This window comes from Peptoniphilus lacydonensis (assembly GCF_900106515.1).
Classification (GTDB): Bacteria; Bacillota; Clostridia; order Tissierellales; family Peptoniphilaceae; genus Peptoniphilus_A; species Peptoniphilus_A lacydonensis.
Window position 1 is genome coordinate 19,905 of record NZ_FNWF01000003.1, and the last position, 14,939, is coordinate 34,843.

Sequence of the window (14,939 nt, forward strand, 5' to 3'; positions counted from 1 at the left end):
TAACCTCATTAATATTCCTATCCATTGATGTTGTCTGACTAATATCAAAAATGTATGAAATTCTTTGATTTACATCACTACCAACTAAAATCGGAATACCCTTTTGACCTCTCATAACAACTCGACCAAAATATTTCTTCCACATATCAAAAGTCGCACAAGCTCTAGCTTCAGGTTCTTTGTTGTATATACTTAGTTGGCTAGAAAAATCATATTTCTGATTATTGCCTATAACTTTTAATAGCTTTAAATATTCTTTTTCATCTTGTAAAACCTCATACTTTATAGCTTCTTGTATATTCTTAAAATCATTTACTTGCATTTTCTACCTCCATTCTATGAATTTCTTTTATAATAGCCATTAAAACATCAACCACAATAGAATTGCCGGCCTGCTTATATAGTTTACTTGAGGTGCAATTTTTTCTTCTTGGATGTACTTCTTCTAGTTTGTCTATATCTCTATCATCAAAACCCATGAGTCTTAGACATTCTCTTTCTGTTAAATACCTATATTTACCATTTCCAATATCTATTATTCCAGAATTAGGAACTCTCATCTGTTTTGTAGAAATAGTATAAGAAAAATCTTTAATCACTTTGAGTCGCCCTCTAAAACTGTTATCTATGCCTTTATTTAAAAATTTGAGCATATAAGGTTGGGTCATTGTGTATAGTTCACTTACATCCTTTTCTAAAAATTCACTTAGTGGTCTTGTTTCTTTCCTCTCCAATTTATTAAAAGAAAAGTTATTTGCTCCAAGACATGAAGCAACAAATATCCTTTCTCTTTTTTGAGGTGTCCCAAAGTCCATTGCATTTAAGATTTTATACTTGCTTTCATATCCTAGGCTCTCTAGTTCTTTTAGATAAATAAAAAAGGAGTCCCTCATATTTCTATCAAGGACTCCTTTTACATTTTCCCAAATTATCCATTTAGGTTTTTCTTTCATTTCTTTAATTATTCTAATTGTTTCAAATAGTAAGCTTGATCTAGTTCCTGAATTCTTTGCTCCTCCCTTCTTTTTCCCTATTCTTGAAAAGTCTTGACAAGGACTTCCATGCATTATTAAGTCTATCTTCTTATTAGGTGCTTTATATCCTACTACTGATTTTGACTTATAGTCTTCTCCATAAAGTGTGTTGTATGATTTAACACAAGCCTTATCTATTTCTACATAATCAACAACTTCATAAGGTATCTTTAAATTAATAAAAGCTTTTCTAATAGCACCTATGCCACCGAAAAGCTCTAATATTTTCACCTTATTCATTTAGATTATTCTTGTACCTATCTACAAGCTCCCTTATACTATCTTCTATTTCTCTTAAAAAGTCTTCTTTATCTACTTCGCCAGAACTAATCTTTGCAAGTTTCATTTCCCATTCAGATGTTGTTTCTGCTGACTTAAATTTATTCTCTACAATCGATACAAGTCTATTGCCTTTTTCTGTTACAAGTAGATTTTTCTTATCTCTTCTTATAAGATCCTTATGGATAAGATTTTCTATAATTCCTGCTCTTGTAGCCGATGTTCCTAAGCCTTTTCTCTCTACTTCTATGTCCCTATCCAAGGATTCTACTCCTGCATTCTCCATAGCCTTTAAAAGCGTATCTTCATTATAATGACTTGGAGCTTTTGTAAATTTCTCCGATATATTTTTAGAAGTTAGCTTAATTTTATCTCCAGTCTTTACATCTGGTAATTCATTTTCTTGTTTTTCTTTTCTATAAGGCTTTAGATATTTGGTATAACCTTCATCGATTACAGTCTTACCACTTGCATTGAAGTTAAATTTATCATATTCATATCTGATTTTTCTACTAGATTCCTTTAAGTTATCCGAGCATGAAGCAAGTAATTTATCCTTAATTAGATTATAGATTTTGCTTTCTTTATCAGATATATCTTTGGCTTTTCCAATCCCAGAAATAGTAGGAATAATTGCATAGTGGTCTGTAACTTTAGATGAATTAAAAATAGACTTGAAGTTTGATTCATTGATTTTAAAATCTTCTTCAAGTCCTTCTAATAATTCTTTTATAGTATTAACCATATCATCGGTTAAATACCTGCTATCCGTTCTTGGGTATGTGATTAGCTTTTTTTCATACAGACCTTGTGCTAGATTTAAAGTATCATTTGCTGAATATCCAAAATATTTATTTGCTTCTCTTTGTAAGGTAGTGAGATCATAAGGCTTATCTGGTTTTGTGCTTATTTCTTTATCTTCTACCTCTGTAATAACTATTTCATCTTCTAGCAAGTTTAATAGTTGTTCTGCAACTTCAATTCTATCAATCCTATCTGATACAAGTTTCAATCCTTTATAAGATAGGTCAACTGTATAATATTTTTGCTTCTTAAATAGGTTTATTTCACTATCTCTTTTAGCTATCAAATATAGAGTTGGTGTTTGTACTCTACCAACAGAATATGTTTCCTTGTAAATGCAAGAATAAAGTCTACTTAAATTCATTCCTACCAGCCAATCCGCAATAGCTCTTGCACTTGCCGATCTATATAAGTCTTCAAAGTTTTCTCCGTCTTTAAGATTTCTAAAGCCATCTTCAATAGCTTTGTTTTCCATTGAAGATATCCAAAGTCTTTGGAGCTTCTTCTTACATTTAGCTTGATTATATACAAGTCTAAAAATAAGTTCTCCTTCTCGTCCAGCATCACAAGCATTTATAACTGTGTCGATGTTCTTATCGTTTAAAAGTTTCTTTAAAACTCCATATTGTTTTTTAGTACTTTTAGATACTTCATAAATATATTTTTCTGGAATTATAGGAAGAGTGTCTATTGTCCATTTCTTCCATTTTTCGTCTATCTTATCTGGACTTGCCATTTGAATTAAATGACCGACACACCAAGAAACAATGTATCCATTCCCCTCATAATATCCGTTTTTTCTTGTTCTTGCTCCAATTACTTTTGCAATTGTAACTGCTACACTTGGCTTTTCTGCTATTACTAACTTCATTAATACCTCCATAAATAAAAAAAGAGCGAAAGATTTCTCTCTCGCTCAAAGTTTTTCTCCCGAATATTGTATTATTTTCGGGAGAATTCTATTTTCTTTTTAACTTTATTTGTTTGCTTTCCAATATCCATCTTTAGCACTGCCTATATACTCGATTGTTTTTTCATCTGTGAGAACTTTTAAATCTCTTTTTATAGTTCTATCAGTTACATTAAATTGTTTAGATAAATCATAGGCAGTTATTTTAGGATTATTTTTTATTATTTCAAGAATTTTATCACGCCTATCACTTGGCTTTAATTTTTGACCGTCATTTTGTCCCTCACTTTGGGTGACATTTTGGGTGACATTTTGAGTGACATTTTGGGTGTCATAATTTAAATTCTTTAAAATTGTAGTAAATGAAGATTCTGTTGACTTAAACTCTGGTTTTAATTCTTCATTATAATTTTCCTCAGCTTCATAGGCTTCTATAATTTTTCTAAGTCCAGATCCTCTCCTTTCCATTAAATCCATCCTAGCAAATACATCCGCTATAATTGGGTTTCTTCTTATTGAAGATACGTTTAATGGATTTATATATTGAATAAATGTACCATCATACATTCCTCCAGGAGAATATATTTCCAGTCTGTCATCATAGATATCAACATGGACTTCACTGCCTATTACTGAGTAATCTCTGTGGATTAATGCATTTACTAAAGCTTCTTGAACTGCCCTTTCTGGATATTCTGGATATTCTATTCTATAGACTGGACCTTTTTTCCACATCTTTTTAGAATTTCTCTTCACAAAGTCTAAAGATGCTTTTAAAAGATAAATTATATTACCTTCAAATTCAACATCATCTAAGGCATCTATTCTGCCATTAGCTTTAGTAATCCCATTCCACCTAGTACAAAATACCCTCGACTGATAAACTTGATAGTTATCTGCAAATAAAGCTCCTGCTATAGTTAGATTTCCCTCATCATTTATAAGTCCGAAAGATTTCAAATCTTTTTCTTCAAAATCTTTTCCCGTTCTTTCTTTGTACTCGATTTTAAGTTCCTTAAAACTTACATCTTCTATTTTTTTCTTTGACTGAAGTGAATCGTAACTTATATGTTCTCCCTTTAAAGACAAATTAAAAAGATCGATTCGACTTGCAAGGACACTTTGATTTCCTACTCTTTTGTAGGCTGTTCTCGTTCCACCATCTACTACAAAATATGGTGTGTTTTTCCCAGCAAATATACTTAAAATCAATATAACTGTTCCATCAATTTCCTTTATTTCCATATCAAATTCTGGATTCGGATCCATTTTAATTTTTATGATTTCAGAAATATTTTCAGAATCTTCTTGATAGTTACTAAGTCCAAGAATTGTGTTATCTTCTTTTACTCCAAATATTAGCTTCCCACCTCTGCCATTAGCAAAGGCTGACACAGATTTTAACCAAGACTTTGGTTTGTTCCTTTCTAATTTTTCTTTTTTGTCATATAGATTTGTTTCTCCAAGATAGTCTTTTAAGTTCAAAGTATCCCTCCTCTCTGGCAAACATTATACTTAATTATACCATATTTTTGTATTGTTTATTCGATAATAGGACTTGAGATTTATAATAGTTCATCATCTTCATCTAAAGATTCTTCATGACTTTCATCATTGTCAGATTCATCTTCTGACTCACTAATATAATCCTCATCATCTTCTTCAAAGTCTTCCAACATTCTATTTTCTTTAGCTTTGACTACCTTAAAATAGTATCCTGCTCCTACAACTCCTCCAATTACAAGTGCAACAATTAGAAATGAACCTATCCCGCTTTTCTTTTCTTCTTTTACTGGAACAACTGTAGGTTCTTCTTTTTTTACTTCTTCTTTCTTAGGCTCTTCAACCTTTATAGTATTTTTATCTTCTGATTCAATCATATTAAGTAGGTCTTGCTCTCCTACTTCTGTCAATAACCTTACATTATCTTGATTTGATGAGTGATCCACTATTAGGTGCATAGTTTTTCCACTTTTAGTTTGAAATGTTAAAAATTGTCTTACATCTACTGGATTTTCTTTATCTTTTTCTGTATCTCCACTTGGTGTAATATCTTTTCCATTCCTATCTACATTTTCAATTACTGAACCTCTTGCCTTATTTTCCTGTGTCGCAAGATTATTTACTGCCTTTGTATTACCACCTTTTACAAGTGGTGTTTTCTTTGGCATATTACTTGAAGGCTTATTTGCTTCACTTGTATTTCCTGGTATTCTTGGAACATCTTGATAAGGAATCTCTTCTTTTGATGGTGTAAAAACATCGTCTTTCAACATTTTTTCAAATTCTTCCTTTTGTGGTTCATAGATTGATTCGTTTTGACTTTCTATTTGCCCTTCATTTGTCATCGCAAATGTAGTTGCTGGTACTGTAAATGTAAAAAGGAGTAACGCTATGGCTACTCCTCGTTTAATGCTATTATTCATTTTTCTATCCTTTCTTATTTTACATTTTTAAATACATAGACTGCTTTTCTAGCATTGTCCCATTCTATTGTTTGGTTTTTACCATCTTTAATATCTCCATGACTTGCTCCAAAAGCTTTAGCAATATTTGAAATTGAAGCATGAATTCTTCCATTTATAATCACTGGTTTAACATCTGAATTGTAGACCTTTCCATCTGAATCTTTCATAACACCAGTATCAATATTTAGTTTTAATGTCTTTTTAGCTAAGATATTATTCTCTTTATTTGAGAAAATAGCTTCACGAGTAGAGTTGTCATACTCAACATTAAAACCTAGAGTATATGCAATATATCTTACTGGAATCATAGTTCTTCCTTGGTCTACATAAGTTTTTACATCCATGTAGACTGTTGTCTTACCATCTTTGTTGATAATGTTATAGAAGTTTTTGTCTACTTGGAAAACTGCAAATTCTTTTTCATCTTTAACTTGTTTTTTATCTTGTTGTTCCTCTTGCTTTTTCATCTTGTTAAGATCAAATTGATTTAGGATGTTCTTGTCATCAGCTTTCAAAAGTTCGTCCCACTTCTTATCTTGAGATTTCTTATCTTCTTTCTTCTCTTTGTTTTCTTTTTGGAGTTTTAGAAGTTCATCTAATTTCTTAGATAAGTCTTGATTTAGATTTTTATCTTTTTCATCTTTAGCTTGTTTCTCAAGTTCTTCTTTCGCTTTTTTATTTGCTTCCTCGATCAACTTCTTTGCTTCTTCAATTTTCTTATCTAATTCTTCTTTTAGCTTTTTAATTTCTTCTTCAGAAGCTTTTTGTTTTTCTTCTAGTTTTTTAATTTTCTCTTCTAATTCTTTTTTTGTATTTTCAGAAGATTCTTTTAAACTATCAATAGCCTTTTGAAGCTCTTCAATTTTCTTACAGTATTCTGACTTAGTCTTTTCTGTTTCTTTCTTTTTATTCTCTAATTCTTTTATCTTATTATCTTTTTCATCAAGAGCTTTTTCCAAACCCTTAATTTTATTATCTTTATCCTCAATTTCTTTAGTCTTCTTTGCAAGTTCCTCTTCTAAATACTCGAGCTTTTCTTGCATTTCTTTGATTTTATTTTCGTTTTTGTCGGTCTTTTCTTTCTCAGCCTCTAACTCCCATTTTGTAGATGAATAATCTTCTTTTAGTTTTACATTTCCATCTTGTAATCTTTTTAATTCATCTTTAAGCTGAGTGATTTCTGCTATTAGTTCATCATTATTGGAGTTTTTAAGATCCTCAATTTCTTTTTCCAATTGAGCAATCTTATTATCTTTATCTCTAATTTCTTCTTCTAGCTTGGCTTTTTCTTGTTTTAGTTTCTCTCCATTATCTTTGCAAGATTCTAACTTTTCCTTTAATTCATCTATCTTTGATTGGTCTTCTTGTTTCTTATCATTTAAGTCTTTGATCTGATTTTCTAAGTCCTTAATGTTTTTAGTTAAATCATCAATCTTATTGTCCTTTTCATCAATATCTTTCCCTGTTAAATCTGTTTGAGTATCAATGGAATATTTATTTGGATTGTAAATAGTTATCTTTCCTTGATACATATCATTATTATAATCAAATTCAAGTTCTACACTATCTACATTCTTATCAAAGACAAACTCTCCATTTTCATAACTTAATCCATTAGGAATAGATTTGAATCCTTGATTTCCGTTGAAACCAAAATGATTTTCGTAAAATGGATTTTGCTTCGGTCTATATTCAACTTCTTGATTATGGAATACTCCCTTACTATTAATAGTTGGATTGCCTAAAACTTTTACAGTGTGCAATTTATTTTTTGAAAAAGCATATTGTTCAATTGTCTTTACAGACTTTGGTATAGTTATTTCTTGGAGGTTATTTCTTTCAAAAGCATTATGTTCAATATTTACCAAAGTATCAGGTAAAGTCACTTCTCTAAGTCCACAATTGAAAAATGCTAAACCACCAAGATAAGCTAGACTATTTGATAGTTTTACCTCGTCTATACTTGCATCGTAAAAGGCAGCATAACCTAAATGCTTAACAGAATCAGGAATAATTACTTTATCCCAATGTTTGCCACGTCCAAATTCTCTTTTAAATCTGAGTTCATCGTTTGAATGACTTAAAGAATAATTTCCATTTATAGATTTCGTTCCTTCAGGAAATACTAAAATATTTGTCTTCTCTTTCTTTTCTAAGCCTTTATCACTAAAGGCAATTATATTTCCCTCAGAGGAATACATAAAGTCATCTTCCGTCCAAGTAACATCAGACTTTGCAAATGCACTTGTATGCACAGTTGATGTTAAAACTAATAAAAGAGCCATAAAAAAGGCTCTTAGTCTGTTCGTATTAAATTTCTTCATTATGAATGTTCTCCTTTTCTTTTAATTTTTCTTCTCTTTTTCTATCATTGATTTTCTCCATTAATTCTTCCAGGCTAATATTGTTCCTCCTTAGAGTTACAATTATTTCTTCATTTTCAACTTGTATTTCTTCATCGCAAATTTCCTTGTATTTTGTATTTAAATCTTTCAATTTATCTTCTATTTTTTTCTTTTTGTTCCTAATACTTATAAGTTTTCTGTTCACATAATATCTCCCTTCTATCTAGGTCTTCCAAAACCATAAAAGTGTGATTTCCAATATTTTGAATTTATTGATGTGTATTGAATCGGATCTCCTGCGTGAATCATCATTCCGTTACCTGCGTATATTCCTACATGAGATATTGGTGTTCCACTGTTATATGTTGAGTGAAAAAATATAATATCTCCAGGTTGAGCTTCACTTGGACTTACTGGATTACAATAGTCTTTGTATATTCTCCATGCAGTTGTTCTTGGCATTCTCTTTACACCAGACTTTGTAAATGACCAACATACAAAACCTGAACAGTCAAAGTTAGATGGTCCACTTGCTCCAAACACATATCTTTTGCCTATATGTTTTTCTGCTTCATTAAATAAGGCTTTGGCAGTAGCTGAATCAAAAGCAAGACCAGGATTTCCAAAGTTTGGATTATCTACTATTTCTCCTAAGTCCCCATTACCTGATCCAAAAACATCACCCATATTCCCCTTAGCTTCAAGAAGAGCTTCATAATGAACTACATTGTCTGGATAATCTTTAAATATTTCCCTAACTACTTCATCCATTTCTTTTTTCTTTAAAGTTACAATTAACTTTTTATATTCGTACTCTTCTTTTTCATAGCTAGTATAAGGATTGCCACGACTATCATATCTAGTTCTTGCTACTGTTCTTGTTCTAATCTCAATTTCTTCTTTAAAATCAAGCTTATACATCTTATCGAAAAGTTCTTTTAAAATTCCTTTTACTTCAGATGCTGATTTTACTTCTCCACATCTTGAAGTTATATAGGATAAAAGTTCATGGGTATTATGACCAATTTCTCCTTCTTTGTTTATGATATATTCGTCATATCCAGGATGACTTGTTTTTACACTTTCGATTTGTGATTGTAGGTCATATTCCATTGATGAAAATTCTTGATTAACTTCACTTAGAACTGTGTCTTGTGATAGGTATGTTGTTGTCATTACTGAGTTTACTGAATTGCTTAGTCCACTCATACCAACACTTCCACCACCAATCATGATTGATAGCATGAGACCTAGCCCTATTACTAGAAATAGAACCATCTTACTTTTTCTTACGATTAGCTCTTTAGAAGCCTTGCCTAAACTTAAAATAGCTTTTTTAACTCTATCCACAAGTCTTGTTTCGTGCTTTTTAGCTATCATGCTTTTCATTTGTTTTCTCTGGTAAAACTTTTTAAATCTATTTTTCTTTATATAGGCATCTGACTTTTTTAAATCTTCTAAGCCACTTTTAAACTCCAACTTACTTTTTCTCTTTCTTATTTTCTTATCTATTTTAGATAGCTTTTTTAAGGACTTTTTCTTTTTGTCTAACTTATACTTCCTTATTCCATGCTGGAGTTTAGAGCTTACATTAGCGACTTTTTCTCCAGATTCTACACCAGTATTGTCAGATCCTGAACTTAGATAATCTCTCACTAACTCTGATGACTTAGCTCCAGATAATAAAACCCCAGAAGATAGACTTCCTTTAGTTTTATTCTTTAAGATATTATCCTTTAGCTTACTTTTAGACTTTTCAAGCTCTCCAATCTTTTTATCTGATATAAAGTCTTTAACATCTTGTGCTTTCTTAGAATCTTTCGTTGTAACTTTCTTAGATTCATTTTTTAAGTCATCAATTTTCTTTCGAGTAAATTTATCACTTTCATAATTTTTTCTCTTGTAGTAAGTCTTCTTTTTATTAACTTTCCTTTGTTCTGAAGGTTTTAGGCTTGTTTCCTTTTCTTCCTTTATAAATTCTTGATTATTGTCTTTAAACTCAGGATTATCAAATGTTTTATCTGTATCAACTTGGCTTAGCTTACTCTCTTTATCTATCTCTTTAGAAAATTTTTCCTTATCTCTAAACTTCTTTTCTTGATAAAGCTTTTGTTTTTTATCGATATTAGCATTACTGTCGTTCTTACTTACTTCATCTTTAACAAGCTTATCTTTTCTATATACTCTCTTACTTTTCTTTGCTTCGATAGGTTTATCTTCGCTTGTCTGGATTCGCTTAGACTCTTTCTCGTTGATTTTGTCTTGGAATTTATCCTTACTATGGATAAGCTTATCCTCATAATTTTTAAGAACTTGTCTTTTACTTGATGGTTTCTTATTGCTTATTGGTTGAGCCTTAGCTGAAATATCATCTGTTGTTAGTTTATTAGAATTAATATTTCTACTGTTTTCACTATCAAAATTTACTTTTTTAAGGTCTACATCTAAGTCTTCACCACGTTTAAAGCTTTCATCTGTCCTTATTTCAAGATTAGTTTGTTTTGTTTCTTCAGCCTTATTCTTATTATCTAAAACTTCTTTTCTAATTCTTTCTTTGTTTTTAGACTTCTGAAAATCTTTTAGTTTATCTTGTTTTTGATCTTTAGCTAATACATTCTCATGAATAAGTTTAGATTCTTTTTCTGAAATTTTATCTCCGAACCTATCCTTAGTCTTAATAATCTTATTGGTATAATCATCTGAATGAACAAGTTTACTATCCATATTCTTTTCAGGAGCGTCCCTATTTCGTATAATTTTCTTTTGAAAATCTTTTTTTAGTTTTTTATCCATATCACACCTACTTAGCTTCTTCCGGTTTAGTTGTCATTAGCTTATATAGCATGGTGTCTTTAGGGAACTTATCTATAAAGGGAACAATAGTATTTCCGAAGAATAAGAGTCCTTCACCTGCATTTGAATTAGTTATATAGTTTAGCTGATAAGGTGATATTTTTAATTTCTTAGCAAGTATATCTCTATCTCCAGATGCTTGATTTAACATTAGAACAAAATCTGTATTATCAAAGATATTTTCAATTTCCTGACTTGTTAAAAGGTCTTTTACGTTTTGAGTTATACCTGTTGGAATACCTCCCCATTTTCTAAATCTTTTCCAGATTTCTACTGAATATGAAGCAGTTTGTGGGTCTTTTAATAAAAGGTGGAACTCATCTATATAGTATCTTGTAGACTTACTTCCTCTATTTAGGGAAACCTTGTTCCAAACTTGGTCTTGAATTACAAGCATACCTATTTTTTTAAGTTGTGTTCCTAGCTCTTTTATATCAAAACAAAGCAGTTGCCTATTTAAGTCAACATTTGACCTATTATTAAAGACATTAAGACTTCCCTTAACATAAATTTCCATTTCTGTTGCGAGTTTCCTACCAACTCCCTCTTCTTGAGATAGGAGCATATCGTATAAATCTCCTAGTATAGGCATATTTTCTGGTTTTGGGTCTTCAAAATATTTTTGGTATATCTTTGGTAAGCACCTATCTATAGATGAGAGGATAAGTGAATACAATCCTGACTCATTAATTATTGAAATATTCTGTATTCCTCCAGGGGTGTTCCATTTCGTTACACCCTTATCTTCTTCATCTACATGGTCATAAACAGCTTTTCTTGGATTAACATATCCTAACATAGTTGCTACTTCATTAGATATAAAGAAAAACTCACCGTATTTTTCTATAACAGTGAGTTTCCCAAAATTCTTATTTTCAAATGTTTTTAAATTACTTATCATAAGCTTTGCTCCTTATGTTTATTCTTAACTTTATCCTTACTGATGGTGTCTTTAGCCATATCTTTAAACTTATTTATTGTCTTCGTTATCGAATCTTTTCTATCGGCCTTTCTTTCAGAAGCCTTAACTGCTTTTTTAAAGGCGTGTTCCATAACTTTTATATCCTTAGATTGAAAAAACACAGAGTGGTTACCAGTTTCCTTATCTTTCATAACAGAAAACTTCACTCCGTGTTTATTTAAAATTTTCTTTAGTTCTTTTAACTCAGGATCTTTTAGATTAATTTCTTCTAACTGTCCCTTTTTCTATCCTTGTTAGCAATGGTGTTTCTGTTTTGTGCTCTCCTAAGTCTAATCTCTTGTGCCTTTTCAAAGTCTTCTCTTGATTTAATTGGCTCGTGATGATTTTATCGAAGGATTATGCCTTCCATTTTCTAAAGATCCTACAGTCTGCCTTGATACTTCAAGGATTTTAGCAAGGTCTTCCTGAGTAATCTCTTTTTTTTTTGCGAATTTCTTCTAACTTATTTTTCACACTTACCGACTTCCAATATCAAGCTAGCTTTACATTTATTACAATCACTTTTGTGTTTTATGTCAAGTTTACTTTCCATTTTCTATAAAATAAAATCCGATGTCACACTATATTGCTTTCATCTCCATTTTAGTCTTATCATCAATTATGAGTTTAGTCTTATATTAATAATCAAATTCTTTCTTAAATTCATCAATAATTTTAATCATAGTACTTCTGGAAGCTTTCATTAGCTTTAGCATATCTTTGGCATTTTTTATTAAAACTTGATTTTCTTTTTTGTCCTTGCCCTTTAGGGTATCCATATCTAACTTAAGTTTTATGAGGTATTTTTCTAGGTCGTAAATATTTTGGGTATAGTTTTCTAAAACTTCTTCACAAAATCCAAGGTCTCTTTCATCATTAAGAAAAATCTCTTTAAAAGAAGTAAGTAACTTAGCCTCATTAATTAGGCTATTTCTAGACGAGTTTTCTAAAACACTTATAGTTTTTCCTAGTCCTGCTCCTAAGCCTAGACCAAAACTTGCACCTCCTCCAATAATGGCAATACTCCCTCCAGCCATACCTAATCCTCCTACCGCTACAGCCCCTCCTCCGAGATAGGCAAGCGACGCACTGGTAAGGGCAGCTCCGCTAAGACCTGCAAAATTAGAACCTATTAGGGCTACTGCTATTGGTCCTGTAAATGTTCCAGCTGTAAAGACAGTAATTGCAGCTATGACAGCCGCAATAGATACAGTTTTAATATCAAATTTAAAATCTTTATTAATTAACTTAACTTGCTTATTATATGCTTCATTCAAATGGTCTATATAGTTTTCTTTACAATATATACCAGTAAATTCTTTATTTAAAAACTTATGGGCTCTGTCTTTATTATATTTATTAAAAAATTTATCCAGGGAGCTAAATTCCTTTGATAAACTATATTTACCATCCTGATCCTTTATGACCCTTAGAGGGTAGTAGGGTTCAAAGAGCATGGCTTCAAATAGGACTAACCTAAACCATGGTTTGGTTGGATTTAGTTTTATAATTTTTTCGTGTAATTTTTCTAAGCTATACCATTTAATCTCTGCTCCGGAAACTTGAGTAAAAAATTCGAAACTTTTGCTTATTATCTTCTTCCATTCAGAAAGCCATTTTATCTTTAAATTAAAAATATCATCTTTAACAAAATCATCTATATCATTTAAAACCAGATGATACTCGATATTATAAAGAATTTCGGTCTGTTTTAAACTTAGGCCAAATTTATCCCCAATTTTTTTGTAATAAGCACCGGCAAACGTTTTATTTTTCATCTTTTCATAGGCCCCTCTTATTTTTTTGATATTTCTTCTCTTAAGACCATAATTAATTTCATTTGTAAGGGCAAGTGCAAACCTACCTATACCCACATAATTAAGAGATAGCCAGTATTTTTGTGTTATTACAGCTTCTCCTAGGTCAAGGCTTGTGAAGATCCCAGTTGATACAGTTAACATCCTAGTTATTGTTGGGTTATTATTAGGTTTTACTAAATCCCAGTCAATTTTTTTAAAATCTTTTAAAAATTTTACATTTTTCTCCCTCATTTCTACCCCTAGATGGCGGATAAAGTAAAAACTTCTAACCATACATTCATTGGCAAGGACAGGAAGAGCTTGCTTGCCAAGTTCTAAGCCAAGACCAAACTCACCACGTAAGTCAAGCCTAAGTACTGAGTCTTTTATTATATGTCACTTCTCATCTCTTTTTATAAGAGTGTGCCGTTAAATAATTTTGACAAGAAGAGAGATATAGGCATACCATTTCTAGTATTCATATTCTTAAATAAAGGAAGAACCGACATTTCCTTGGCTAGGCTTAGTATTGGTCCAGGTATACCTGTGCCTCCATCTAGGCCGATAGTTCCACTTGATCCTGCCATGTCGCTTACAAGGTGGAAAAACCAAGTTATGATTCCCTTAAAGAGTTTTTCTCCTATATTTTCTCCTATAAAAATCTTGCCGTTTTCTGGCACATCAAAGATAGTAAAGTTACCATTTATATCTGTCCCATAAGATTCTCCTGTAAACTGAGTCAAGATAGAAAAGGCTAAACCTACAAGAGTCGGGTGGTGGGCGAAATCTCTCAAATGATGCTGGAGGCCGCCACCAAAATCATTTGTATTTTTATCACTAGGGATAGGAAATTTTTTCTCAAGCGCTCTCACCGCATCAGACAAATTATTAAACTTTTTGCCTAATATAAGTTCTGCTGTCTTTTTTACAAAATCATCTACCTTATCACTTGCAAGACCTCGTCCCCTTGCTAAGTTAAAATCCCCAACCCAAAGGATATCAAGTAGTCCACAAGTAAGTCCGCTTGCTATAGCTAGCAGATAATCCAACTTATCAGCCTTATTAGCTAGTAAATCAAGTTCACTATCCAAATCAAAAATTATTTCACCAAGTTCATATTCTTGTATTTTTCCTTCATTGTAAGGTTTAAGTTTATATTCTATATCTAAATTCTCTACCATATCGTATTATAATCCTCACTTTATTAGTAAAACTATATTTAACTATATAGTTTTTCCAATAGTCAATATACTATACTTAAGGGGATAAAAAAAGGCGATTGAGATATAAACTCCTCGCCTTCATAGCCCTAAATTATTAAATTAGCTTAAAATATAAACTTTAAACTTATAATCTTGGATTTCCACTAATCAATAACTAAAATTTATCTTCTACTAGCTACATTAAATATCGATTCTAGATTCTTTTTTACCAGATTAAGAAGTTGACCTGTTGGTTTTTCTATATCTTCTCATAATATTAGTCC

At 31.1% G+C, this 14,939-nt stretch carries 11 protein-coding genes and 2 pseudogenes; all 13 read right to left on the minus strand.

Features of this window, described 5'->3' with window-relative positions:
• Positions 1 to 308: 308 nt before the first annotated feature.
• On the minus strand, positions 309 to 1,274 hold the full coding sequence (locus tag BQ5450_RS01850) for a DNA cytosine methyltransferase (RefSeq protein ID WP_071125777.1): 966 nt from the start codon (positions 1,272 to 1,274) through the stop codon (positions 309 to 311).
• A complete protein-coding gene (locus tag BQ5450_RS01855; RefSeq protein WP_071125778.1) occupies positions 1,267 to 2,988 on the minus strand; it encodes a DNA topoisomerase 3 in 1,722 nt (573 codons plus the stop codon). Before BQ5450_RS01855 ends, BQ5450_RS01850 begins: the two co-directional genes overlap by 8 nt.
• Before the next feature lie 105 nt (positions 2,989 to 3,093).
• A complete protein-coding gene (locus BQ5450_RS01860; RefSeq protein WP_071125779.1) occupies positions 3,094 to 4,512 on the minus strand; it encodes an AlbA family DNA-binding domain-containing protein in 1,419 nt (472 codons plus the stop codon).
• Positions 4,513 to 4,592: 80 nt separating this feature from the next.
• Positions 4,593 to 5,453, minus strand: coding sequence for a CD1107 family mobile element protein (locus BQ5450_RS01865; protein ID WP_071125780.1), 861 nt, complete (start codon positions 5,451 to 5,453; stop codon positions 4,593 to 4,595).
• A 14-nt stretch (positions 5,454 to 5,467) separates the two neighbouring features.
• Positions 5,468 to 7,819, minus strand: a complete 2,352-nt coding sequence (locus BQ5450_RS01870; RefSeq protein ID WP_071125781.1) for a leucine-rich repeat protein — start codon at positions 7,817 to 7,819, stop codon at positions 5,468 to 5,470.
• Positions 7,806 to 8,045 carry a hypothetical protein gene (locus BQ5450_RS01875; RefSeq protein ID WP_071125782.1) on the minus strand — a complete coding sequence of 80 codons (240 nt, stop codon included), beginning with the start codon at positions 8,043 to 8,045 and terminating at the stop codon, positions 7,806 to 7,808. The genes BQ5450_RS01870 and BQ5450_RS01875 overlap by 14 nt, the downstream gene beginning before the upstream one ends.
• A 14-nt stretch (positions 8,046 to 8,059) precedes the next feature.
• Positions 8,060 to 10,633 carry a C40 family peptidase gene (locus tag BQ5450_RS01880; protein WP_071125783.1) on the minus strand — a complete coding sequence of 858 codons (2,574 nt, stop codon included), beginning with the start codon at positions 10,631 to 10,633 and terminating at the stop codon, positions 8,060 to 8,062.
• A 7-nt stretch (positions 10,634 to 10,640) separates the two neighbouring features.
• Positions 10,641 to 11,594 (minus strand): VirB4-like conjugal transfer ATPase, CD1110 family, encoded by a 954-nt coding sequence (locus BQ5450_RS01885; RefSeq protein ID WP_071125784.1) that lies wholly within the window; start codon positions 11,592 to 11,594, stop codon positions 10,641 to 10,643.
• Positions 11,591 to 11,899, minus strand: a pseudogene (locus BQ5450_RS01890) (PcfB family protein); the annotation flags it as partial. The pseudogene BQ5450_RS01890 and the gene BQ5450_RS01885, both read right to left, overlap by 4 nt.
• Positions 11,890 to 12,000, minus strand: a pseudogene (locus BQ5450_RS09445) (recombinase family protein); the annotation flags it as partial. The pseudogenes BQ5450_RS09445 and BQ5450_RS01890, both read right to left, overlap by 10 nt.
• Positions 11,981 to 12,088 carry a helix-turn-helix transcriptional regulator gene (locus BQ5450_RS08860; RefSeq protein WP_456107061.1) on the minus strand — a complete coding sequence of 36 codons (108 nt, stop codon included), beginning with the start codon at positions 12,086 to 12,088 and terminating at the stop codon, positions 11,981 to 11,983. The pseudogene BQ5450_RS09445 and the gene BQ5450_RS08860, both read right to left, overlap by 20 nt.
• Positions 12,089 to 12,292: 204 nt before the next feature.
• Positions 12,293 to 13,705 (minus strand): hypothetical protein, encoded by a 1,413-nt coding sequence (locus BQ5450_RS09095; RefSeq protein WP_199820646.1) that lies wholly within the window; start codon positions 13,703 to 13,705, stop codon positions 12,293 to 12,295.
• Between the two features lie 161 nt (positions 13,706 to 13,866).
• Complete coding sequence (locus tag BQ5450_RS09100; protein WP_199820648.1) at positions 13,867 to 14,634, minus strand: hypothetical protein; 768 nt, start codon at positions 14,632 to 14,634, stop codon at positions 13,867 to 13,869.
• Positions 14,635 to 14,939: the final 305 nt, after the last annotated feature.